18 protein-coding genes and 2 tRNA genes are annotated in these 17,490 nt (G+C 65.1%); 10 read left to right on the forward strand and 10 right to left on the reverse strand.

Going from position 1 to position 17,490, the window contains the following annotated elements; all coding sequences use genetic code 11:
• The first annotated feature begins 137 nt into the window (after positions 1–137).
• Positions 138–743, forward strand: coding sequence for a YqhA family protein (locus AB7E83_RS22515; protein WP_428573064.1), 606 nt, complete (start codon positions 138–140; stop codon positions 741–743).
• A gap of 275 nt (positions 744–1,018) precedes the next feature.
• Positions 1,019–1,768: a hypothetical protein gene (locus AB7E83_RS22520; RefSeq protein ID WP_428573065.1), complete on the forward strand. Its 750-nt coding sequence runs from the start codon at positions 1,019–1,021 to the stop codon at positions 1,766–1,768.
• On the opposite strand, the gene fumC is transcribed toward AB7E83_RS22520, so the two are convergent.
• Positions 1,765–3,144 (reverse strand): class II fumarate hydratase, encoded by a 1,380-nt coding sequence (gene fumC, locus AB7E83_RS22525; RefSeq protein ID WP_428573066.1) that lies wholly within the window; start codon positions 3,142–3,144, stop codon positions 1,765–1,767. The genes AB7E83_RS22520 and fumC overlap by 4 nt on opposite strands.
• Positions 3,145–3,269: 125 nt before the next feature.
• Between fumC and AB7E83_RS22530 the strand changes: the two genes are divergently transcribed.
• The 6 genes from AB7E83_RS22530 to AB7E83_RS22555 all read left to right on the forward strand — a co-directional run bounded on the left by AB7E83_RS22530 (position 3,270) and on the right by AB7E83_RS22555 (position 9,602).
• The gene (locus tag AB7E83_RS22530; RefSeq protein ID WP_428573067.1) at positions 3,270–3,629 is read left to right on the forward strand and encodes an STAS/SEC14 domain-containing protein; all 360 of its coding nucleotides are present in this window, start codon (positions 3,270–3,272) and stop codon (positions 3,627–3,629) included.
• Between the two features lie 114 nt (positions 3,630–3,743).
• On the forward strand, positions 3,744–4,247 hold the full coding sequence (locus tag AB7E83_RS22535; RefSeq protein ID WP_428573068.1) for a hypothetical protein: 504 nt from the start codon (positions 3,744–3,746) through the stop codon (positions 4,245–4,247).
• Between the two features lie 66 nt (positions 4,248–4,313).
• Positions 4,314–4,589 carry a zf-TFIIB domain-containing protein gene (locus AB7E83_RS22540; protein ID WP_428573069.1) on the forward strand — a complete coding sequence of 92 codons (276 nt, stop codon included), beginning with the start codon at positions 4,314–4,316 and terminating at the stop codon, positions 4,587–4,589.
• A 108-nt stretch (positions 4,590–4,697) separates the two neighbouring features.
• Positions 4,698–6,005, forward strand: coding sequence for a DUF2254 domain-containing protein (locus tag AB7E83_RS22545; RefSeq protein WP_428573070.1), 1,308 nt, complete (start codon positions 4,698–4,700; stop codon positions 6,003–6,005).
• A 182-nt stretch (positions 6,006–6,187) separates the two neighbouring features.
• On the forward strand, positions 6,188–8,398 hold the full coding sequence (gene katG, locus AB7E83_RS22550; RefSeq protein ID WP_428573071.1) for a catalase/peroxidase HPI: 2,211 nt from the start codon (positions 6,188–6,190) through the stop codon (positions 8,396–8,398).
• Positions 8,399–8,669: 271 nt separating this feature from the next.
• The gene (locus tag AB7E83_RS22555) at positions 8,670–9,602 is read left to right on the forward strand and encodes a restriction endonuclease (protein WP_428573072.1); all 933 of its coding nucleotides are present in this window, start codon (positions 8,670–8,672) and stop codon (positions 9,600–9,602) included.
• A gap of 21 nt (positions 9,603–9,623) precedes the next feature.
• Here AB7E83_RS22555 and AB7E83_RS22560 read toward each other — a convergent pair whose 3' ends face one another.
• The 4 genes from AB7E83_RS22560 to AB7E83_RS22575 all read right to left on the reverse strand — a co-directional run bounded on the left by AB7E83_RS22560 (position 9,624) and on the right by AB7E83_RS22575 (position 12,433).
• Positions 9,624–10,052, reverse strand: a complete 429-nt coding sequence (locus AB7E83_RS22560; protein WP_428573073.1) for a hypothetical protein — start codon at positions 10,050–10,052, stop codon at positions 9,624–9,626.
• Positions 10,036–10,626, reverse strand: coding sequence for a MarR family transcriptional regulator (locus AB7E83_RS22565; protein WP_428573074.1), 591 nt, complete (start codon positions 10,624–10,626; stop codon positions 10,036–10,038). The genes AB7E83_RS22560 and AB7E83_RS22565 overlap by 17 nt, the downstream gene beginning before the upstream one ends.
• 333 nt (positions 10,627–10,959) lie before the next feature.
• Positions 10,960–11,400 carry a cold-shock protein gene (locus AB7E83_RS22570; RefSeq protein WP_428573075.1) on the reverse strand — a complete coding sequence of 147 codons (441 nt, stop codon included), beginning with the start codon at positions 11,398–11,400 and terminating at the stop codon, positions 10,960–10,962.
• A 313-nt stretch (positions 11,401–11,713) separates the two neighbouring features.
• Positions 11,714–12,433, reverse strand: coding sequence for a hypothetical protein (locus AB7E83_RS22575; RefSeq protein ID WP_428573076.1), 720 nt, complete (start codon positions 12,431–12,433; stop codon positions 11,714–11,716).
• A 258-nt stretch (positions 12,434–12,691) separates the two neighbouring features.
• Between AB7E83_RS22575 and AB7E83_RS22580 the strand changes: the two genes are divergently transcribed.
• Together AB7E83_RS22580 and murI are read left to right on the forward strand one after the other, a co-directional pair.
• The gene (locus AB7E83_RS22580; RefSeq protein ID WP_428573077.1) at positions 12,692–14,245 is read left to right on the forward strand and encodes a fumarate hydratase; all 1,554 of its coding nucleotides are present in this window, start codon (positions 12,692–12,694) and stop codon (positions 14,243–14,245) included.
• A 43-nt stretch (positions 14,246–14,288) separates the two neighbouring features.
• Positions 14,289–15,071: a glutamate racemase gene (gene murI / locus AB7E83_RS22585; protein ID WP_428573078.1), complete on the forward strand. Its 783-nt coding sequence runs from the start codon at positions 14,289–14,291 to the stop codon at positions 15,069–15,071.
• Positions 15,072–15,075: 4 nt separating this feature from the next.
• Here murI and AB7E83_RS22590 read toward each other — a convergent pair whose 3' ends face one another.
• The 5 genes from AB7E83_RS22590 to AB7E83_RS22610 form a co-directional block, all read right to left on the reverse strand.
• Positions 15,076–16,371 (reverse strand): MFS transporter, encoded by a 1,296-nt coding sequence (locus tag AB7E83_RS22590; RefSeq protein WP_428573079.1) that lies wholly within the window; start codon positions 16,369–16,371, stop codon positions 15,076–15,078.
• 32 nt (positions 16,372–16,403) lie between these two features.
• The gene (locus AB7E83_RS22595; protein WP_428573080.1) at positions 16,404–17,039 is read right to left on the reverse strand and encodes a DUF6806 family protein; all 636 of its coding nucleotides are present in this window, start codon (positions 17,037–17,039) and stop codon (positions 16,404–16,406) included.
• Positions 17,040–17,122: 83 nt separating this feature from the next.
• Positions 17,123–17,211 (reverse strand) — tRNA-Leu (locus AB7E83_RS22600).
• A gap of 32 nt (positions 17,212–17,243) precedes the next feature.
• Positions 17,244–17,317: transfer RNA gene (locus tag AB7E83_RS22605), tRNA-Cys, on the reverse strand.
• Positions 17,308–17,490, reverse strand: a 183-nt coding sequence (locus tag AB7E83_RS22610) for a hypothetical protein (RefSeq protein ID WP_428573081.1), incomplete at its 5' end; no start/stop codon positions are given. The genes AB7E83_RS22610 and AB7E83_RS22605, both read right to left, overlap by 10 nt.

The following is a 17,490-nucleotide window of genomic DNA, read 5'->3' on the forward strand; positions in this document are numbered from 1 at the left end:
CGGCGAAATGTCGGCGGTAATGTCGGCGGCGCAACTGACGAGCCACTGACTGACGCCAATCTTGCAAATTTAACCCGGTCCGGGCTCGAATCTACAATGGCCCTCCCGAGCAGTCTTCGTCTTTTTCAGACCTTCCCATGCAAGAACAACCCGGCGTCGCCCGCGGCTCGCCGCTGCGCCCCCTGCCCAACCTGATTTTCGCGAGCCGCTGGCTGCAGCTGCCGCTGTACCTGGGCCTCATCGCGGCGCAGGCCGTCTACGTGGTCCACTTTCTCCTGGAGCTGTGGCACCTGATCGAGGCGGCGGCAGGAAGCCAGGCGGCGCTGCAGCAGCTGATCGCGAGCATCGGCTACAAGCCCACGGGTCCGGTCACGGCGCTGAACGAAACCATCATCATGCTGGTGGTGCTGGCGCTCATCGACGTGGTCATGATCTCCAACCTGCTGATCATGGTGATCGTGGGCGGCTACGAAACCTTCGTGAGCCGCATGGGCCTGCAAGGCCACCGCGACCAACCGGAGTGGCTCAGTCACGTCAACGCGTCGGTGCTGAAGGTGAAGCTGGCCACCGCCATCATCGGGATCTCGTCGATCCACCTGCTGAAGACCTTCATCAACGCGGACAACTACACCGACCGCGTGCTCATCGCGCAGACGGCCATCCACATCACCTTCCTGCTCTCGGCCATGGCCATCGCCTACACCGACAAGCTCATGTCGGCGTCGGGAAGCGCCAAGCACTGAGGCACTCTCCTCAGCGGCCGTCGGTCATGACGCGGGAGCGGGCGTCAAGGGCAAGGGAGGGCGCACCGGAGACGCTCGTCTGATTGCCGGCGCGCTCCGCGTGCGAGAGAGTTCGACGATTCGAGATCGCACGAACGCACATGGCAAACATCCAACCCGCCCGCCCGGCGCCGCTCCAGTTTCCCGGAACGCCGTCTCGCCCCGAGCAACCGAGGGCGCAGGCGCCGGATCGAGGCGCGCCGGAGCCCGAGCCGGTGCCGCCGAGCGATGCGCAGTTGCTGCTGGACGCATTCGCCGCGAAGGAACGCGACCACATCGCCAAGGGCGAACGGCTGCAGAATCTCCTCAACCACAGCACGACGGACGAGGAAGTGACTGCGGCCATGGCGCTGATCCAGGATTGGTCCATCGAGGACCTCGCCCTGACAAGCGAGCTGCTCACGCTTCCGAGGACGCAGGGCGACTATGTCTTGCGGCACGCCGACATCGGCGGCGTCCTGGAGGACATGGGGCTCGACCGGCAATTTTCGGGCAGCAGGGAATTCGAGCGAGCGATCGTCGCGGAAGTGAAGCTTCAGGCATCGTCGGAACCTGCACGACCGCTCGCCGACAACCTGCACGACCTGCTCGCGGGCCGTCGGCGCGAGGATGCCGTCGCACTGCTGCAGCGGGCGAGCGAAAGCGTGGCAGGAGGCGGCGCGAATGCGGCGCCGGCGCGCCCGCGGGAGGACGGCAGGGAGGAAGTTCCCCTGACTCGCAGGAGCGTGCTCGCCTTCCTGAAGGTCGAGGGCTTTCAGGAACTCCTGAACGCATTTCCCGGGATGGACAAGCGACTGGCCGATCGGATCCGACATCTCGCGCCCGACAGCCGTGCGCCTTCGGACGCCCCCTTGCACCACCTGCTGCTCGAAAGAACGCCTGCGCAGGCTCACGATCTGTTGCGTCGGGCGCTCCAGCACGTCGCCGGTGCGGAAGAGATGCAGCGCTTTCAGGACTGCCTGGCGGTCGGACGCGCCGCCGCCTAAACCATCCCGTCCGCCCTCACCCACGCATCGAACTGCTCCCCCGTCACGTGGCCCAGCGCGAGCGCCGCCTCGCGCAGGCTCGTCCCTTCCTTGTGCGCCTTCTTCGCGATCTGCGCGGACTTGTCGTAGCCGATGTGCGGGTTGAGCGCGGTCACGAGCATCAGCGAGCGTGAGACCAGCTCCGCGATACGCTCGCGGTTCGGCTCGATGCCCACGGCGCAGTGGTCGTTGAAACTCTTCATGCCGTCAGCCAGCAGGCGCACGCTCTGCATGAAGTTGTGCGCGATCATCGGGCGAAACACGTTCAGCTCGAAGTTGCCCGAGGCCCCGCCGAAGTTGATGGCAACGTCGTTGCCGAAGACCTGGCAGCACAGCATCGTCACCGCCTCGCTCTGCGTGGGATTCACCTTGCCGGGCATGATCGACGAGCCCGGCTCGTTCTCGGGAATGGAGATCTCGCCCAGGCCGCTGCGCGGTCCGCTCGCGAGCCACCGCACGTCGTTCGCGATCTTCATCAGGCTGGCCGCCAGCGTCTTCAGCGCGCCATGCGCATGCACCAGCGCGTCGGCCGCGGCCATCACCTCGAACTTGTTGTTCGCCGTCACGAGTGGCAGGCCGGTGAGCCGCGCGAGCTCCGCGGCCACCTGCTCGGCGTAGCCCTTCGGCGCGTTCAGTCCCGTTCCCACGGCCGTGCCCCCGAGCGCGAGTTCGCACAAGTGCGGCAGCGACGCGTGCAGGTGCCGGTCGGCCTGCTCCAGCTGGGCCACGTACCCCGAGAACTCCTGCCCCAGCGTGAGCGGCGTCGCATCCTGCAGATGCGTGCGGCCGATCTTCACGATGTCCTTGAAGTCGGCGGACTTCGCCGCGAGCGTGCCGCGCAGGCGCGCGAGCGAGGGCATGAGCTTGTTCCTGATTCCCTCGACTGCGGCGATGTGCATTGCCGCGGGATAGACGTCGTTGGACGACTGGCTCTTGTTCACGTCGTCGTTGGGGTGGACCTTGCGCCCTTCGCCACGCTGGCCGCCCAGCAGCTCGCTCGCGCGATTGGCCAGCACTTCGTTCACGTTCATGTTCGTCTGCGTGCCCGATCCGGTCTGCCACACCACGAGCGGAAACTCGTCCACGTGCTGTCCCGCCAGCACCTCGTCGGCCGCCGCCACGATGGCCGCGGCCTTCTGCTGGTCGAGCAGGCCGAGCAGGTGGTTCACGACGGCCGACGAGCGCTTGATCTGGACGAGGGCTCGGACGATTTCGCGCGGCTGGCGTTCGCCGGAGATGTCGAAGTTGGCGAGCGAGCGCTGTGTCTGGGCGCCCCAGAGGCGCTCTGCCGGCACCTTGACGGGGCCGAAGGTGTCGTGTTCGATGCGGGTGGACATGGTGCGTGACGGTCGAGTTGAGGTGGGCGAGCGCGCAGGGGCGACGGGCCCGGTGAATCCACCGTAACACCAATGCGCACCGCCGTGGCCCTATGGCGCGGGCGCTTCGCTTAAGCTACGCGGCAATGAGCCTCATCCTGCTGCAACGCGACTTCGGCACGCATCTCTGGGTGCGGGTGAAGGGCGCGCCCTCGCTCGACGATCTGCTGAGCCTCGTGGATGAGGTTGCGCAGACCACGCGCGAGCGCGGCCTGCGCCGTCTGCTCGTCGACCTGAGCCTCGTGGAATCGGTGCCCGACGGCGAAGGGCAGACCGCGCTGGGGCGGCATGTGGCGAAGCAGATGGCGCATCTCGAGCGCATGGCGTCCGTGGTGCCTTCGGACAAGCGCACCGGGAATTCGGAGCGGGCGGCGCGGGCGGAGGGGATGCAATTGCAGGTGTTCGTAGACGAAGAGGAAGCGCGGGGCTGGTTGCTGGAGGATTGATTCGCGGCCGGCCGCCTGCGGACCAGGCCGGCGGGTCGCGAGACGAGCGTCTTGCATGCGCAGGCGCGGCACGCGGATTGCGTTATCGGATCTCATCCTTCAATACGCACAACGATGGATCCGATCCACGGAAACCCCCTCCTCCCTTCCCCTGTCCTGCGCCGGATCGTTGCCTCAACGGCACTGCCGACCGAGCTCGCACGGGAAGTCGAACGCTACCTGGTCCCACCTCCACCCGATGCGCTCCGGCACGCGCCTGCCCAGCCCGCGCAGATTTCCAGATACGTCGACCGCCTTCTGAAGATCGCGGCTCCGCTGCGCCCCCCGATCGCACTCGTCGGCTCGAGGGGCGAGCGCGGGCCCACGTATCGTGCGTGGATCGTGGAACGCGCCGGTGCGCAGGTGACGGTGGCGCTTCGACTCGAGGATCGCGGGGTGCGCGCCGCCCTGGGCGAAGAAGCGATCGCGGGCGAGCGACACTTCGCCTTCGATCTCGACGCCGGGCACCTCGATCTCAGGATCGACCTGCGCGATCTCTCGGCGGAGTCGATGGCTGCGTACAACCGCGTTTTGCAGGGCGAACTGCCGCCGCGCGACCGGCCGCGACCCCGGTGGTGAGCGGCGCGCCCCGCAGGCCCGAAGGCCCGAAGGGAACTGTGGGGGCATCGGCAAGTCGAACCCGCCATGAAATGCCCTCATTGCGCCGAAGCCACTCTCGTCATGTCCGAACGCCAGGGCATCGAGATCGACTATTGCCCTCAGTGCCGCGGTGTGTGGCTGGACCGGGGTGAACTCGACAAGCTGATCGAGCGCGCCGCCGCTCCGGTGAACCAGGTGCAGCCGCCTCCGCAGAGCGCGCCCCAGCGCCGGCCTGACTTCGTCGACTCCGACTACGGCCGCTCGCATCAGGGCGGGTACTACAAGAAGCGCAAATCCTGGCTGGGCGAGATTTTCGACTGAAGGCGGGTGGCGGATGTCGCGACGGGCAACGAAGCGACGACTCCGCACATCTGCCCGGCGTTCGCGCGCCGCCGAAGTCGCTTGTCCCGGAATCAGGGGAGTCGTTGCGTGCTGAGGAAGACGCTGTACAAGGCCTGGGGATATGCGGTCGATGCCTTCTGGATCCTTCCCGGGATCATGGTGTGCGCCGCCATCCTCTGCGCGATCGGCCTGATCGAAGTCGACAAGCGCGGCCTCCTGCCCGAAGCCCTGCTCCAGAGGGCCTGGCTCTATGACGGCGGAGGCACCGGCGCGCGCACCTTGCTCGGTGCGGTGGCGGCATCGGCCATCGGTGTGGCGGGGACGGTGTTCTCGATCACCATCGCGGCGCTGACGCTTGCCGCCGGCCAGATGGGCCCCCGGCTGCTGCGCAACTTCACCCACGATCGCGGCAACCAGCTGACGCTCGGCGCCTTCCTGGCCACCTTTTCCTACGCGCTGGTGGTCTTGCGTAGCGTCCGGACGCATGACGAAGGCAGCTTCGTTCCGCACCTTGCGTTGTCCGTCGGCATCCTGCTGGCCTTCGCCTGCGTCGGAATGCTCGTGTACTTCGTGGGGCACATGGCCAACCGGATCAACGTGGACACGGTGATCGAACTGGTGAGCGAGGATGTCAGATCCGCCATCCAGAGGCTGACCACCCAGGAACCCCAATCGCCTGCGCCAGCCGAGGCTTTCTGGGCGGATGCAACCCCCATCACCGACCCGCGACGCGGATACCTGCAGCACCTGGACGAGTCGGCGCTGTCGGACTGGGCTGCCGCGCATGCGACGTCGATCAGGCTCCTGGTCCGCCCTGGCAGCTATGTCTTCCCGGGCGCCCCGATTGCCCTGATCAAGGCGAACGACAGCAAGTCCGCCGGAGAAGACGCGAGCGAGGCCGTCCGACAGGCCACGGCCCTCGGGCGCGAGCGCATCAGTTCATCCGACCTGGAGTACTCGGTCCGCCAGCTGGTCGAAGTGGCGGTGCGGGCGCTGTCGCCCGGCATCAACGATCCGCACACCGCGATCAGCGTGCTCGACAGGCTGGGCTCATCCCTGTGCGACATCGTCGGCCGGAACTTGCCCAATGGCGTGTGGCCGGGAGAGAAGAACGTCTACCTCGTCGTCCCCGCGGTGGATTACGACGGCCTCACGGACGCGATGTTCCACATGATCCGCCAGAATGCCGCCGGCAGCCCGGCGGTGTTGATTCGCATGATGGAGGTGCTGGTCGCCGTGGCCTCCTGCGAGCCGCGCGGCGATCGCCGCGCCACCTTGGCGCGGCACGCGCGCCTGGTCTTCGAGGATGCCCGGCGCACCTTCGGCAACCCGTCCGACCTGGGCGACCTGGAGCAATCCCTGGCGCGCTTCCTGGATCCTGCTTCCACGACGTGATTCCGGGCCCCGGACAGTTCTGCAGGCTGCGGCCTTCATCCGCGGGACCATGTATAGGCAGCTCCAATGTCGCGCATGAAGAATCCTGATGCGCAGAGGGCTTTCGCGGCGCATGATCCTTCAATTCAGGGCACGCGCAGCATTGCGCCCGCAGCCCGACACCCCAATCAAGGAGAGACAGAATGGACGCTTCGACCAAGACACCTGCCGGCGCCTGCCCCATGGGGCACGGCGAATCGCGCTCGCTGCTCGGACGCACCAACAAGGATTGGTGGCCCGAAATGCTGGCTACCGAGATCCTCAATCCCAACGGGCCCAGCAACCCGCTGGGCACCGAGTTCGACTACGCCGAAGCCTTCACCAAGCTGGACTACAAGGCCCTGAAGGCCGATCTCAAGGCGCTCATGACCGACAGCCAGCCCTGGTGGCCGGCCGACTACGGCCACTACGGGCCCTTCTTCATCCGCATGGCCTGGCACGCGGCCGGCACCTACCGCACCGCCGACGGCCGCGGCGGCGCCAACAGCGGGCAGCAGCGCTTCGCGCCGCTCGATAGCTGGCCCGACAACGGCAACCTCGACAAGGCACGCCGCCTGCTGTGGCCCATCAAGCAGAAGTACGGCCAGAACATCAGCTGGGCCGACCTGTTCATCCTGGCCGGCAACGTGGCGATCGAGGACATGGGCGGGCCCATCTTCGGCTTCGGCGGCGGCCGCCCCGACGTGTTCGAGCCGGAACGCGACATCTACTGGGGCGCCGAGGACAAGTGGGTCAACCAGGGCGTGCAGACCCGCATCTCGCCCGAGCACGGCATGCACGAGATCCAGGGCCCCCTCGCCGCGATCCAGATGGGCCTGATCTACGTCAACCCGGAAGGCCCGCAGGGCAACCCGCACGACGACGCCGGCATGGCGCGCGACATGAAGGAAACCTTCAAGCGCATGGCGATGGATGACGAGGAGACCGTGGCGCTCACCGCCGGCGGCCACACCTTCGGCAAGGCGCACGGCAACGGCGATGCCTCCACGCTGGGCGTGGCGCCCGCGGGCGGCAACCTGGCTGCGCAGGGTTTCGGCTGGGTCTCCAACCAGGCCCATGGCGGCATTGGCGAGCACACGGTCACCAGCGGCATCGAAGGCGCCTGGACCAACACGCCCGACAAGTGGAGTGAAAACTACTTCCGCCTGCTGCTCGATTACGACTATGAGCTGGTCAAGTCGCCGGCCGGCGCCCACCAGTGGCAACCGATCAACCCCAAGCCGGAAGACATGGCGCCGGCGGCCTGGGACCCGTCCAGGAAGGTCCCGACCATGATGACCACGGCCGACATGCAGCTCAAGCGCGATCCGGCCTACCGCAAGATCTCCGAGAAGTTCCGCAAGGACCACGCGGCCTTCAAGGACGCCTTCGCGCGGGCCTGGTTCAAGCTGACCCACCGCGACATGGGTCCCAAGGTGCGCTACCTCGGCCCCGAGGTGCCGAAGGAAGACCTGATCTGGCAGGACCCGATCCCGGCCGGCAAGATGCCCTCCGACGCCGACGTGGCCGCGGTCAAGAAGAGGATCGCGGCCAGCGGCCTCACGGTCGGCCAGTTGATCAAGACCGCCTGGGCCTCGGCCTCGACCTTCCGCAAGTCCGACTTCCGTGGCGGCGCCAACGGCGCGCGCGTGGCGCTCGCGCCGCAGAAGGACTGGGACGTCAACGAGCCCGCGGTGATCAAGAAGGTGGTCGACGCGCTCAACGGCCTGCGCGGCTCCATGAGCCTGGCCGACGCGATCGTCCTCGGCGGCGTGGTGGCGCTGGAGAAGGCCATCGAGGACGGCGGCGGGTCCTGCCCCGTGCCCTTCACAGGGGGCCGCGGCGACGCGACCCAGGAGCAGACCGACGTCGAGAGCTTCGCCGTGATGGAGCCCGAGGCCGATGCCTTCCGCAACTACGTGGGGAAGAAGAAGTTGGTGGTGAAGGTCGAGGAGATGATGCTCGACAAGGCCAGCCTGCTGGGCCTGTCGGTGCCCGAGATGACCGTGCTGGTCGGCGGCCTGCGGGTGCTGGGCGCCAACCACGGCGAGCGGGGCCACGGCCACCTGACCAAGCGTTCGGGCCAGCTCACCAACGACTTCTTCGTCAACCTGCTGGACATGACCCATGTCTGGAAGGCCACCGACGACAGCGACGCCGAGTACGTGGCCACCGACCGCAAGGGCGGCAAGGAAGTCTGGCGCGCCACCCGGGCCGACCTGATCTTCGGCTCCAATTCCGAACTGCGCGCGGTGTGCGAGGTGTATGCCCAGAAGGGCGGCGAGCAGAAGTTCGTGAAGGACTTCGTCGCCGCCTGGACCAAGGTCATGAACGCCGACCGGTTCGACCTGAGCTTCGCCAAGTACCACAAGTGAAAGGCCTCACTTGCATGGGGTGAGCCTTCAAGGCGGCGGGCCGGTCGCATCGGCCGGGTCCGTGGCGCTTTCCGGCGTTCGCACCGCACGCGGAAGGGACCTCAACAGCTTCTGGTCGCTCATCCGGCCGTACCCGCTGTGTACGACACAGCGTCGGTTTTCCACCGGATGGCGTTTGAGCACAAGTTCTCCGAGGCGGTTCATCTGCTTATGAACTTGGGAGCGTCCTGGGAGTTTTCATGAGGCGCAATTTCTTCGATACTTCGCGGTGATGCCTGTCCCTACCTACGACAATTTCATCGAGCCCATACTCCGCTTTCTCGTCAAACATCCTCAGGGAGCCGATGCAAAGGCCGCGCACGAGTCGGCAGCTTCGAGTCTCGGCTTGACGCCCGAGGATCGCGAGCAGCAGCTTCAAAGCAATGGACAGCTTGTCTACAAGAATCGGGCTGGGTGGGCACATGACCGCCTGAAAAGAGCCGGACTTTCGAGCAGTCCGAAGCGGGGGTGGTGGAAGGCTACTGACGAAGGTATCGCCTTTGCGATGCAACACCCTGCCCCGTTCAATACTGAACTTATCGAGAAGCTGGCCTTGGGTTTCCTGAGCGTGAAGCTCAAGCCGGAAAGTTCGTTCAGCACAGTTGGCCCCGATCCTGCCCCACCTCCTGCGGCACCGCCATCCGCAATGATCAGTCCGGATGATCGATTGAGTCAGGCCCTTACCGAACTGAGACAGTCCGCAGCATCCGAACTACTGGAGGTCCTGGGGCACGTCAGCCCCGGCTTCTTCGAGACCATCGTGTTGGACCTTCTGCACAGAATGGGGTACGGTGGAAGTCGATCGGACCTCCAGCAGGTCGGAGGCAGTGGCGATGCCGGCATCGATGGAATCATTTCACTCGACAAGCTCGGCCTTGAAAAGGTGTACGTGCAAGCCAAGAGGTGGCAGTCGTCGGTCGGTCGCCCAGACCTGCAAGCTTTCTACGGCGCGCTCGCGGGTCAGAAGGCAAGAAAGGGCGTTTTCATCACGACCTCTGCATTCACGGCACACGCCGCCGAATTTGCAAGGTCCGTGGACGGAATCGTCTTGATCGATGGCGTACGTCTGGCCGAGTTGATGATCGACCACGAAGTCGGCGTGACATCTCAAGCGGTCAAGATTCCGAAATTGGACAGTGACTACTTCGACGAAGAAGGGGTCTGAACTTTTATTCGCAGCCTTCCGTCAGGCTTTCAGGAAATTCAAGAACTCGGGCACCACACGGCCCATGACCTTCAGCGCGTATTCGACGTCGGGCTGCGTCGGTTCGACACCCTGATACTGCCCGTTCCGCAGATCGCGCATGGCATCGACCTCGTCGGCAAGGCCGACGGAAATGCCGGCGTAGGCGCATGCCGCCTCCAGGGCCTGCGCATGATGACCCTCCGCAGACGTGCAGCGCCACCCTTCCTTGCACAGTACGGCCAAACCTAGATTCAACACGCTGTCATAGGCAGCCCCCAGGCGAGTCGTCGCCGAATTGGCGGTGCGATGGGCATCGGCAGCTTTTCCCTCGGCGATTCGAATCCAGCCCTGAATCGCGCCAGTATTGACGGGCGCCTTGCGGAACACCCTGCTCCCGCTTCGTATGAAGTCCTCAGGTTTCTGCAGCACCCAATGCTCCCTTGATCAAGACGACGGGCTTGGACATGACGTCCATCACGAACGGATTCCGGTCCGCAAGTGCTCGATGCCATGCTCGAGCCGTGTACACAACGACGTTCACCGGCCTGCCCAACTCGCGGCCGGCTGCCTTGAAATGCGCCTGCGCCTTCAGCCGGGGAAGCGACGTCAGCAGCAACAGGTCCACATCGCTTTCCGCGTGCGTCGTTCCGCTCGCAGCGGAACCGAAGATCGCCGCCGCCGAAATCTGGTCGCCGAGTGCGTCGACCTGCACGCGGAGCACCTCGCTCATTCGACTGCTTTGTTGAAGCAACTGTGCCAGAGGCACAAGCGAGACGTCGTCCGACGCCTGAAAAACAGGCGCACCACGCTCCTCCCTGCGCTTCACCAGCCCGACCTCGCTCCACCGGCGAAGCCAGCGGGACACATTGCCCGGATCGACCCCCGCCTCCGCTGCCAGTTCGCGGGTGCCAAACGCTCGCTCCGGTTGCTCGTACAGACACCGCAACGCCTTGAAGCGCGACGGACCACCGAGTAGCTCCGACATCGTGGCCGCGTTGATCATTGCTGTAGATTCTACAGCGAATGTTGTGCATTCGACATCAGGTAGGGGAGGACCGGACCGCCTCTGGGATAATTCACCCCAGCCGTAAACCACCTGTCCTTCTCTCATGCCGACCGCCATCCGCTACGACGACCTCGTCGAATCCGTCACCGCCACCCTCCAATACATCAGCTAAATCTGAGCTTGGCGGAAGCGTCGGAGCCAGCGACTTCCGCCAACATGTTGCGCAGCGTGCACATGGCGTGCAGCAGCGTGGCATTCGAACTCAGATTCGCTTGGCTAGTCGCCAACAAGTTCGAAGTGGTCGCGGCGGCGGCCAGGACTTGCCGCCAGTCAGGTCAGCTTAGTCCAGCGATGGCCGCAGCCACCACACCTGTAGCCAGTTCTTCCCTCGCCCTCGCCTGTTGCATACCCCGTGCCATTGCACCGAAGGCAAGTGCTGGTCTTCTCGTTCGTCATGCTGCCTACTACCGCACCAAGCAGCCCACCAACAACAGCCCCGACGGGTCCGAGCAGGGCACCAACGGCGGCTCCAGCGGCGAGTCCTCCAAGCGGCTGTGCCGATGTTTGAATGTTCGGGCTGGTTCTCTTCACGACCTCGATGTCCAGCGCGCGAAGCTGCCCACGTTCGTTCACGCCATGCCGAAACGAGACACCGTCGCCCGAGATCAGCGCCTTGTATGTGCCTTTGATCTGATCACCGGCGAACCAGTAATCCTGCGAGCCAGGCGTTGTGATGAACCCATAACCTTTCTGAAGGTTGTAAAACTTCACCGTGCCTTCTAGTCGGCTCAGCGCCGCAACCGCCGCTGAAGCCTTGACCATCGCAGGTGATCGGCGCGTCACCTTTCCCACTGGCGACGCATAACGATCGGTGCCGCAGCCGTAGCAAGACGCTCTTTCTCCGGTGTTAAAGCGCTCGCACCTTGTGCAGATGAACTCGGACGATGGCGGCATATCGATGAGTCTAGCCCCAGATTTGCTGCGCTGATTGCAAGGCGGCCCGCTAAATTGCGACTAGAGCGTGTCCGGGGATACGGGGGCAAGACCACAACTATTTGTTGGCTCTGCGACGGACCGGCGAATCTCAAGGCGTGGTCGGCACTTTCGAAACTCGGGCTTCCAGCACGGTTCCGATCAACCACACTCCCGTCGCCGGCAGTATCCAGAGCACCAGCAGGACTGACAGCCATTGCACTGACGGCGCAGCGATGCATGCAGTTGCAAGGCATATCTCTAGAAGGACGATCCCAAACGCGTTGCCATGCTCTCGCAGGTGTCGGTAGGACTCGACATACTCACCGACTGTCTTGCTGGCGCCCGCCCTAGCTTCCGCCAGCCTTGAGTAGTAGTCAGACACCCGATGGAATCCGCTGAACAGCGCTTGCATGAAAAGGACAACTTGGAATGACAAGACGAACGCGACGATCACCATGGCCCAAAACTTTGCGCCCCACAGCGGCACACTTAAAGCGAGGTGGCCTGCACCAGCAAGCACAACGAAGGCAACGGCCACTGGCACCAAGGACGTAAGCAGGCCCTTATTGCTGGCAAGGTCCAACTGTCCTCGCAAAGCGTGCGCAGCCAGAATAGGAGCGCTGGCGACATAGCAGTACGCCAAGCCCAAAGCTGCAAGGACGACGAGATGTTCTGCCCCTGCCTCTTTGAAGCTGGAAAGCGTGGGGAGTATCTGGCCCTTGAGGGGCGACATCGAGTACTCGTTGAAGGCAACGATTGCTATCGCGCCGATGACCGTTCCAACGAAGTAGCGGACCGCGTAATACTCCCAAAATCTCGACGAGACCATCAGACTCCTCCCTGTCTTGTTGTTGCGCAAGATGCGTGACGACTTGCTGGCAGATAGGCACGCACGTGAAGCAGCCATTCTGGCCGTAGCTCCACCGTAGCGTCAAACGGCTGCGCGGTTTTGTGCTGATTTTGTACAGGTGCACAGCTTTCAGCAGCGTTGCCCTAAGCGTCCCAAGTGAAGCCGAAGCGTGGCGGAAGGGGCTCAACAGCGTCTGGGATAATGAAGGCAAGCCCCTTCATCACCGTTGTCCGAACCATGTCCACAACGATCAAAGCCGCCGACCTGATCGAATCCATCTCAGCCGCGCTGCAGTACATCAGCTACTACCACACCCCCGATTTCATCGCGCACATGGCGCGCGCCTACGAGCGCGAACAGAGCCCCGCCGCGAAGGACGCGATCGCGCAGATCCTCACCAACAGCAAGATGAGCGCGACGGGTCACCGCCCGATCTGCCAGGACACCGGCATCGTCAACGTGTTCCTCAAGGTCGGCATGGACGTGCGCTTCGATGGCTTTTCCGGCAGCTTCGAGGACGCCGTCAACGAAGGCGTGCGCCGCGGCTACAACAACGCCGACAACATGCTGCGCGCCTCGGTCGTCGCCGATCCTCAGTTCGCGCGCAAGAACACCCAGGACAACACGCCCGCCGTCATCAACGTGCAGCTCGTGCCCGGCAACAAGGTCGATGTGACCGTCGCGGCCAAGGGCGGCGGCAGCGAGAACAAGAGCAAGCTGGTCATGCTCAACCCGAGCGACTCCGTGGTGGACTGGGTGCTCAAGACCGTGCCGACGATGGGCGCGGGCTGGTGCCCGCCGGGCATGCTGGGCATCGGCATCGGCGGCACGGCCGAGAAGGCCATGCTACTCGCGAAGGAGTCGCTGATGGACGACCTCGACATGTACGAGCTGCAGGCCAAGGCCGCGCGCAAGGAGAAGCTCACGCAGGTCGAGGAGTTGCGCCTCGAGATCTTCGACAAGGTCAATGCGCTCGGCATCGGCGCGCAAGGCCTCGGCGGCCTCACGACCGTGCTCGACGTGAAGATCGCCATGTACCCCACGCACGCCGCCGGCAAGCCGGTCGCGATGATCCCCAACTGCGCCGCGACGCGCCACGCGCATTTCACGCTCGACGGGTCCGGCCCCTCGTACATCGATCCGCCCTCGCTCGACGTGTGGCCGAAGATCGACTGGATGCCCGACACGCAGAAGAGCCGCCGCGTGAATCTCGACACGCTCACGAAGGAAGAGATCGCCACCTGGAAGTCGGGCGAGACGCTGCTGCTCAACGGCAAGATGCTCACCGGCCGCGACGCCGCGCACAAGCGCATCCAGGACATGCTGGCCAAGGGAGAGAAGCTGCCCGTGGACTTCACCAACCGCGTGATCTACTACGTCGGCCCGGTCGATCCGGTGCGCGACGAAGCGGTCGGCCCCGCGGGTCCCACCACCGCCACGCGCATGGACAAGTTCACCGGCATGATGCTCGAGAAGACCGGCCTCATCGGCATGGTGGGCAAGTCGGAGCGCGGGCCGGAGGCCATCGAGGAAATCCGCAAGCACAAGGCGGTGTACCTCATGGCCGTGGGCGGCGCGGCCTACCTCGTGTCGAAGGCCATCAAGACCTCGCGCGTCCTCGGCTTCGAGGACCTGGGCATGGAGGCGATCTACGAATTCGACGTGGTCGACATGCCGGTGACGGTGGCGGTCGATGCCACGGGCGTCAGCGTCCACAACACCGGCCCCGCCGAGTGGAGCAAGCGCATCGCCACCGGCGAGTTCAAGAAGATTCCGCTGGCGGTGGCGTAACCGTCCTACTGTCCGGCCGCAGCGGTCGAGCTACAGTCTCGCCATGTCTGCGCAAGACCCGATCGGCGTGTTCGACAGCGGTGTCGGCGGCCTGAGCGTGCTCCGGGCGCTGCGCGCCGAGTTGCCGCGCGAGCATTTCGTGTACTTCGCGGACACCGGCCACGCGCCCTACGGCGAAAAAGGCGACCCGTTCGTGACGGAGCGCTCGCGCGCGATCCTCGACGAGTTGCTCGAGGCGCATCGCATCAAGGCGCTCGTGGTCGCGTGCAACACCGCGACGGCGGCGGGCATTCACCTGCTGCGCGAAGCGCATCCGAAGCTGCCCATCGTGGGCGTGGAGCCGGCGTTGAAGCCGGCTTCGGTGCTGACGTTGACCGGCAAGGTGGCCGTGTTCGCGACACGCGGCACGATCAACAGTCAACGCGTGGCAACGCTGCGCGATTCATTGCAGCATCTTGCGCAATTCGTGCTGCAGCCCTGCGATGGTCTGGCGGCGGCGATCGAGGCCCATGATCGGGAAGCGGTGCGCGATCTGTGCGAGAAGTACGTGCGTGAAGCGGGGACCTTCGGTTCAGGCGAGGGCGAGATCGACACGCTCGTGCTCGGCTGCACGCACTACCCGTTCGCGCGTGATGTGCTGCAGTCGCTGGTGGGTGCGGACGTTCGCCTGGTCGAGACCGGCGAGCCCGTCGCGCGGCAGACGCGCCGCATGCTGGATGCCGCCGGACTGCTGCGGCCGGCGCCGGGGCGCGGCGGATGCACGCTGCTCACGACGGGCTCCGACGATCATCTCGCCGCGGCAGCGCAGCGCTGGCTGGACGCTTGAAGGCCTATGACAAGGCCGCCGCACGCCCACGCGCCACGTTCACGCGCGTGAGCAGCACGAGCCCCGCCACGAACAACACCGTCGTCGAGATGATCGCGATGCGCTGGTTGCCGCCGGTCGCCCAGGTGATCGCACCGTAGGTCAGCGGACCGATGATCGATGCCAGGCGAATCGCGAAGGTCCACAGCCCGTAGAACTCGGCCAGCTGCTTCGGCGGTGCGAACAGGCCCGCCATCGCGCGCCCCGCGGACTGCGACGAACCCATGCACAGCCCCGCGATGGCGGCCGCCCACCAGAACTGGCCCTTCGTCGTCGAGAGCGCGGCGATGACGCAAGTGAGGATCCAGCCCACGAGCGTGCTGCCCAGCGCGAGCTTGTGTCCGATGCGGTCCTGAAGGTAGCCCCACGCGAACGCGCCGCCCGCGGCCGCGAGGTTCAGCACGAAAATCAGCACCATCGTTTCCTGCTGCTTGAAACCGATCACGCTCTCCGCGTAGATCGCGGCCAGCGTGATCGCCACCGCCACGCCGCCCTGGTAGAAGACCGCGCACGCCAGCAGCCACATGAAATCGCGGTAGCGCCGCGCCTGCGCGAAGGTCGCGCGCAGGCGTGCGAGCGATGCGCTCAAGCCCCCCTCCTGCGCGACGGATGCCGCGGGCTTCGCGCGCTCCTTCAGCAGCGCGAAGGTGGCGAGCGACGCCGCGCCGTAGATCACCGCCGTGATGACCATGGTCACTGGGACGAACGTACTCGCCGGCACGCCCTGCCCTTGCGCCCAGATGACGTAGCCCAGGCAGATGCCGAGCGCGAGCATGCCGCCGAAGTAGCCGAAGCTCCACCCCCAGCCGCTCACCTTGCCCATGGCATCCGGCTTCGCGAGTTCGGGCAGGAAGGCGGCGGTCAGCGACTCGCCGTAGGTGAAGAAGGTGTTGGAGACGATGACGAGAAGCACCGCGAGCGCGACGCTCCCCGGCCCGGCGAAAGCGAGCGCTGCAGTCGACAGCACGCACCCGACGGTGAAGATGGCGAGCAGGCGCTTCTTCGCCGCACGCAGGTCCGCGTAGGCGCCGATGCTCGGCATCGTGAGCATGACGATGGCATAGGACGCGGACAGCGCCGCGGTCCAGGCGAACGTCGCCCAGGCCGCCTTCTGTGCGATGCCCCCGACGAAGTACGCCGCGAACACCGCCGTGATGACGACCGTGGTGTAGCCCGAGTTGGCGAAGTCGTACATCGCCCAGCCGAACACCTCGCGCTTGCGCACGCCGGGGTTCAGCGCTTCGGAAGAAAACAGTGCCATCGACCTCTCCTCGAGGCCGATGCTACTTCAGGTCAATGCAGATGCCGGGGCCGGCGTCCGCCGTGGCCGCCGCTGCCGCCCGAGCCGCCGTTGCCGCCGCCGCGCGGGGGCTTGCCCAGCTCCAGCGAACTGACCAGCGCGTCGAAGCGCTGGGCGAACAGCTTGTCGACTTCGGCGACGACGCCATTGAGCTCGGACGCGTCGAAGTGGCGCTCCATGAGGTGGACCACATCCTCGACCAGGAGGTCGCGCTGCACCTGCATGATCGCGGCCGGCGTGGGACCGACGAAGAGCATAAGGAAGTCGTCGCGCGAGTCGTCCTCGGGCGGGGCCTCCTCCTCGTCGAACTCGGCGTCGTAGAACGTGACTTCGATGGCGGCGCCCTGCTCGGCGAGCTCGTTGAGGCTCATGCACATCTCGTCTAGCGACTGGCGGAAGTCTTCGTCGCCCGCGACCGTCCAGCACAACGTGAGCAGGTGTTCCTGCGCATCGAAACGGATGCCGGGCTCTTCCTCGTAGGCGCTTTCCGCGGCATCGGCCAGCGACTTGGCGCCCGCGTACTTCCACAGTGGCGCGAGCGCGTCCTGCAATTGCTCGTAGCTGACGTCGGCTCTGAGCGGCACGTCGCCATGGACGTGGATTTCGAAGGGGGCGTCGTAGTTGGACATGATGTTCCCGGCCGGTGCCAGATGGCCCCTATTGTGACCTCGAATCTCGCGACCCGAATGTCGCCGCCACGCCATGGGGCGGCTGGTGCCTCGAGCCGGACTCGAACCGGCACGCCTTGTGAAGGGCCGCGGATTTTAAGTCCGCTGTGTCTACCGATTTCACCATCGAGGCCGGTGAAGCGAAGAAGCGAAAGTGAGAAAGATTGGAGGCGCGTCCCGGAGTCGAACCGAGCTAAACGGATTTGCAATCCGCTGCATAACCGCTTTGCTAACGCGCCGTGGTCTTCAAAAAAAAGGGAAGCGTGAGCTTCCCTTTTTCAAAAGTGGAGCGGGAGACGAGACGTTTACTAGGCGCGTAAGTCGTTGTTTCCCAAACAATTTCTTCGCCGAGGTGACCAGCGAAGACCTCAATTGTAGCCTTGTTTTTCGTCCCCGGCAACAAGTTCGTCCA

The organism is Ramlibacter sp., from assembly GCF_050250995.1.
In the GTDB taxonomy this organism is placed as follows: Bacteria; Pseudomonadota; Gammaproteobacteria; order Burkholderiales; family Burkholderiaceae_C; genus Ramlibacter.